This is a genomic window from Planktothrix sp. FACHB-1355, from assembly GCF_014748295.1.
In the GTDB taxonomy this organism is placed as follows: domain Bacteria; phylum Cyanobacteriota; class Cyanobacteriia; order Cyanobacteriales; family Aerosakkonemataceae; genus Aerosakkonema; species Aerosakkonema funiforme_A.
The window spans coordinates 1-4,813 of record NZ_JACJUP010000466.1 but is presented as its reverse complement, the minus strand read 5'-3'; the positions used below and the strand labels follow the sequence as shown (position 1 = coordinate 4,813).

At 41.1% G+C, this 4,813-nt stretch carries 4 protein-coding genes; 1 reads left to right on the top strand and 3 read right to left on the bottom strand.

Annotated features, from left to right (window positions below; all coding sequences use genetic code 11):
• The first annotated feature begins 379 nt into the window (after positions 1–379).
• Positions 380–1,168: a molybdate ABC transporter substrate-binding protein gene (gene modA / locus H6S82_RS18490; RefSeq protein WP_190464187.1), complete on the top strand. Its 789-nt coding sequence runs from the start codon at positions 380–382 to the stop codon at positions 1,166–1,168.
• A 14-nt stretch (positions 1,169–1,182) separates the two neighbouring features.
• Here the strand turns inward: modA and H6S82_RS18485 are convergent, their stop codons facing one another.
• The 3 genes from H6S82_RS18485 to H6S82_RS18475 all read right to left on the bottom strand — a co-directional run.
• Positions 1,183–1,572 (bottom strand): response regulator, encoded by a 390-nt coding sequence (locus H6S82_RS18485; RefSeq protein ID WP_190464186.1) that lies wholly within the window; start codon positions 1,570–1,572, stop codon positions 1,183–1,185.
• Positions 1,573–1,608: 36 nt separating this feature from the next.
• Entirely contained in the window at positions 1,609–4,248 is a 2,640-nt protein-coding gene (locus H6S82_RS18480) for a response regulator (RefSeq protein ID WP_199315235.1), read from the bottom strand.
• A 166-nt stretch (positions 4,249–4,414) separates the two neighbouring features.
• On the bottom strand, positions 4,415–4,813 hold a 399-nt coding region (locus tag H6S82_RS18475; RefSeq protein ID WP_191056525.1), incomplete at its 5' end, for a BON domain-containing protein.

Genomic DNA, 4,813 nt, shown 5'->3' with positions numbered 1-4,813 from the left:
CGCCCTCCCACCGTGCCGACAAGCCGAATTCGCATCTCGGTGATGGCAATTCACGAACCTGCCCATATTGATAAATTAGTGCAAACTTTGACAGAAATTGTGTGAAAAATAAAAAGCTTATTGTTTTTGTTAGCTTTCTTTTTATCCTATCTTTTTGGATCGTTAGCTGCACTAGCCAACAGGTAAAGCCTGTGGTACTAATCGTATCGGCATCTGGTGCTTATAGGAATTCTCTAGCAGAAATTGTCGAACTTTACAACAAAGAAAAACCCAACGTTACAATTGATTGTAATATTGTCGGTATTTGAGAAATATGGATTTATAATTATTAAATAAGTTAACCAAAAAAACATCTGTTTTGACTGAAGTCCTCTGAACCATGAAAAAGCAACGCGCTCTTGTTTTGATAATCAGTATTGCTATTATCAATCTAGTGTTTTTAAGCTGTAACCTACAACAAGCAAAACCAGTTGCATTACTGATATCAGCAGCGACTAGCTATCAAGAGGTTCTCACAGAAATTGGTAAAATTTACAAGCAAGAAAATCCCCACGTCACTCTAAGCTACAATTTTGGCCCCAGTCTTTTTATAAAAGAACAAATACTAAAACGCATCCCAATAGATCTAATCATTTTCGCATCAAAAGTCGGTAAAAACGACCCGGAATTATTAAATTTATTAATTCCAGAAACTTTGCAAACAATGCCAATAAAAAATCCGCTTGTCTTAATTGCCGATGGTGACTCTACTATCCCTATTTTTAATTTTCAAGACTTAGTTAATGAGAAAGTAAAGAAAATCGCTATGGGTAATGAAAAATTATTAGTAGGTATGCAAGCAAAGGAAACTCTAATTTCTCTAGGAATTTACGATCGACTTAAAAACAAAGCTATTTTTACAGGCGAAGATATTCGTCAAATCCTAAAAGCGGTAGAAACAAATGAAGCAGATGCAGGGATTACCTATTTAACAGAAGCTAAAGTATCAGATAAAGTTAAAATAGTAGCGATCGCACCGGAAAATACCCATTTTCAGATTATCTATAACGCAGCGGTAGTTAAAAGATGCCAGAATGTGCCTGAAGCACAAAAATTTATTCAATTTCTTTCTAGCGAAACCGGTAAAGAAATAGCTAAAAAATATGGGTTTACGCTAATTAATAAATAGGTTAATGAAGGAAGTTAATCTGATATTGATAAACCCAAAATCTCTATCGATTTTTCCAGCACGGTTTTCGGACGAAAAGGTTTTGTCATGTAAAGATATGCTCCCACATCATTGCCTTTTTGTTTATCAAATTCTTGACCTTTAGCGGTTAACATTATAATGTAAACATCTTGCATTTGCAGTTCTTTTTTAACGGTATTGCAAACATCAAAACCATTCATTTTCGGCATCATCACATCGAGGAAAACTAAATCGGGTTTTTCCGTTTGGATAGCCTCAAGAGCTTCCTCACCATTTGTAGCTGTCAGTAATTCTACGCCCTCATCTTCTAACTTTTCAAGTGCTTGCTCCATCAAAATCAAAATATTTGGTTCGTCATCTACAATCAAAACTTTTTTTGTCATCGTTACACCCTCAATTAAGGCTAGTTTAACTCAAATTTACGGCTCGAAATAGGGCTGAGAATTTTCTTCTGTATTTTTGCCAAGTAGAACAAAGAATACATTTTCCAGACCCTTTTCAAACCGCAAGGATTTTACCAAATTATGTTGCTCGGAAAAGACAGAATCTACAATTATCATATCCGGTTTAACCGCCAAAGCCTTTTCGATGCACTCTTGACCGTCGTAAGCCTCGGTAACCGTGTATCCTTGCGACTGCAAAACTTCAGACATAATTTTCACAGTAGAAGCATCTTTATCAACAAGCAAAACTTTTTTATTCGACATTCCTTGAGCAATCAAAACCCCAATTTCATTGAGCAACTCTTCTCTATCGATCGGTTTTTTCAAGTAGCGATCGATCCCCAAACGATAACCTCGTTCCTTATCTTGGATAATTGACAAAATAATAATTGGTATCGCCATAGTTTCGGGGTCGTTTTTCAAAACAGCAGCCACATCAAAACCACCGATCTGGGGCATCATCACATCCAATAAAATTAGATCTGGCTTAGTATTTTTTACCTGCGTAATAGCATCTATTCCATCTTTAGCTTCTTTTACTTCATACCCATCATTTTCCAGTTCTTGTCTGAGCAATTCGCGAATGTGAGCGTCATCATCGACAACGAGAATAGTTTTATAATTTTTAGATGGAGCGGGGGATGTTTGGACAATACTCTGTCTTACTTGCCTGACCAAAGCATTGATACTAAACTTTGCTACTTCTGCATTGATGCGAGGACTTATCGGCAGAGTGAAGGAAAAAGTACTGCCACGACCCACTTCGCTTTCCACCCAAATTTTGCCCCCGTGATGTTCTATAATCTGCTTGCAGATTGGCAGACCCAATCCAGTTCCTTTAGGTTTATCTGTAAGAGTTTCTCCTACTTGCCTGAACTTTTCAAACACCTTGGGCTGGTCAGCGGGAGCAATACCGATGCCTGTGTCAGTTACACCGATCAGCATCTCATTTTCCTGCTGTCTGGCGCTAATGGTACAACTACCAGTATCTGTGAACTTGATCGCGTTGGAAATAAGATTGATAAAAACCTGAATCAAACGATCTCCATCGCCCATTACTTGAGGGAGTTCGGGAGCAAGTTCTTTTTGCAGTGGTATATTTTTAGCTTCGCAAATAGATGCAGTCGCAGCAATTGCCCGGTCAATAATATCCTCAATGTCAGTCGGCTGCATATGCCACTCAATCTTCCCGGCTTCCATCTTGGCAATATCCAAAACATCATTAATCAAAGATGTGAGCCGTTCTGCCTCCGACACAATAATATTGATATTCGCACCCACCTGTCTGACTATTTTTTGGGTTTTGCGATCGTTTGTTTGAATTAAAGGGAAAACACCTTTTTCTAACTTTTCCTTAATCAGGGAAGCAAACCCCAACACAGAAGTCAGCGGCGTTCGCAATTCATGGGAGACAGTAGAAATAAAATCCGTCTTCATCCGATCGATTTCTTTTTCTGCCGTGATATCGCGAATCAGGATCACCGCACCGAGTATCTCAGTGCTAACATTTTTTTTGTCATCTTTAGCAATCGCCGTTGCTAAAGCTTGACCGATGCGACCTTTTGCCAGCTCGATTTCTGCCGTGAAAACTTCTCTCGGTCGTCCCCGCGTCTGTTCCACTAATTCTAGCACCTTCGCATTAGAGAGAATCTGGCAATCTTTACCGATCGAATCCGTATCTTCTATACCAAACATCTGTAATAAAGCCGGATTAAACCGGGTTATTCGGCAGTCTGGGTCGGTCACTAGGAGCGCATCTGCCAAATTATCGATAATAGCGCTCACATAAGCTAAAGTATTTTCTAATTCGTAGCTTCGCGTCTGCAAACTTTGCAACAAGCTGCCAATTTGCGTTGCCATTGTATTGAGCGTAGAAGCTAGCACCCCCACTTCATCTTTAGATGATTCTAGCGCCCGCACGTTTAAGTCTCCACTCGCCATTTTGCGAGCAGTTTCAGTTACTTGAGTCAGATCGCTAACAATTTGAGACACAATCAAAAGCGCCACCGAGGCGATCGGTACGCTCAGAATTGCCATCGCCAGTAATAAGAATTGGCTATTTTGAGCGTTCTCGCCGATCTGTTCGTCTAACAAATTCGCGACACTATCTAGCTGAGATGCTAAGAAATTAGTTAGGGTGTTGATGTCTGCAACATATTGCTCATTTTTATCTGGTGAAGCGCTCAGATAAATTTCTAAATTGCGCCGATAAATCCGCCACGTCTCTTCAACTTTATTGAGTTGGGCTAGTACGATCTCATCGGTGACTGGTTTGATTCCTAACTCTGTCGAACCTTTTCGCAGTGCAGTTAGCAGGCTTTCAAATTGCTCGATTTCGTCTTTGATGGCAATATCTACAGCAGCTCGGTCTAGGGCGGTCTTTTTCGTTGTTCGGAGATTAGCCAGATAAGCCAACTTGAAAGCACTTCCACGCTGGGAACTTATCTTTGTGCCGAGCGGATTACCTTCGATCGCTCGATTGAGGGCAATTGCACCAATGCCTACAACCATCAAGTTGACGATCGCCAGACCGGAGAACAACAAGCTCAAGCGGTGGCGAATACTCAGCCCGAACCTACGCAGACGGATGCTTTGGGTGCCTTTGTGGGAAAGCAACTTGCTACCTTTGATGTTTTAAAAATTACTAGCATCAATCTTATCTCCTCAAGAGTGCCATAGGCTTGCTTTGCTGGCTTGAATACTCTAGGGTGTCTGGCTCCACGCGCAAAGCAGTAGGGTGGGCACTGCCCACCCTACACAAAATTAACCACAACCACTATTGCTACTGAGGGTTTTTGTTGTCCGCTGCCGGTGTAGCTTGTGCAACAGTTGCCTTGTTGACTACACTTTTGACACCTTTAATTTCTTTGGCAAGTGTGTCAATTTTAGCCAAGTCTTGCTGCGTGGGAACTGTTCCGGCAACAGTAACAGCGCCATCTTCGGCGTCAACTGTTAGCTGACCTTTTTGGATGTTTACTTCCAACTTACTGCGAACTTCACTTGCTAAGTCGCTATCAGCTCTTTGAACGTCGCCTCCAGTAATATTATTGCGTTGCTCTCGTGCGCGTATGTCATTATTTGCTTGAGCGCGACGAACTTTATTTTGCGCGTCCTCTTGGGTTGCTTTAACTGAGTCTGCGTCTGGAGCTTTGTTAGTTTGCTCAGCAGTATTAGTAGCGTT

Coding starts and splice junctions, on each gene's coding strand:
- modA (WP_190464187.1), top strand. CDS start 380: ATGAAAAAGCAACGCGCTCTTGTTTTGATAATCAGTATTGCTATTATC.
- H6S82_RS18485 (WP_190464186.1), bottom strand. CDS start 1,572: ATGACAAAAAAAGTTTTGATTGTAGATGACGAACCAAATATTTTGATT.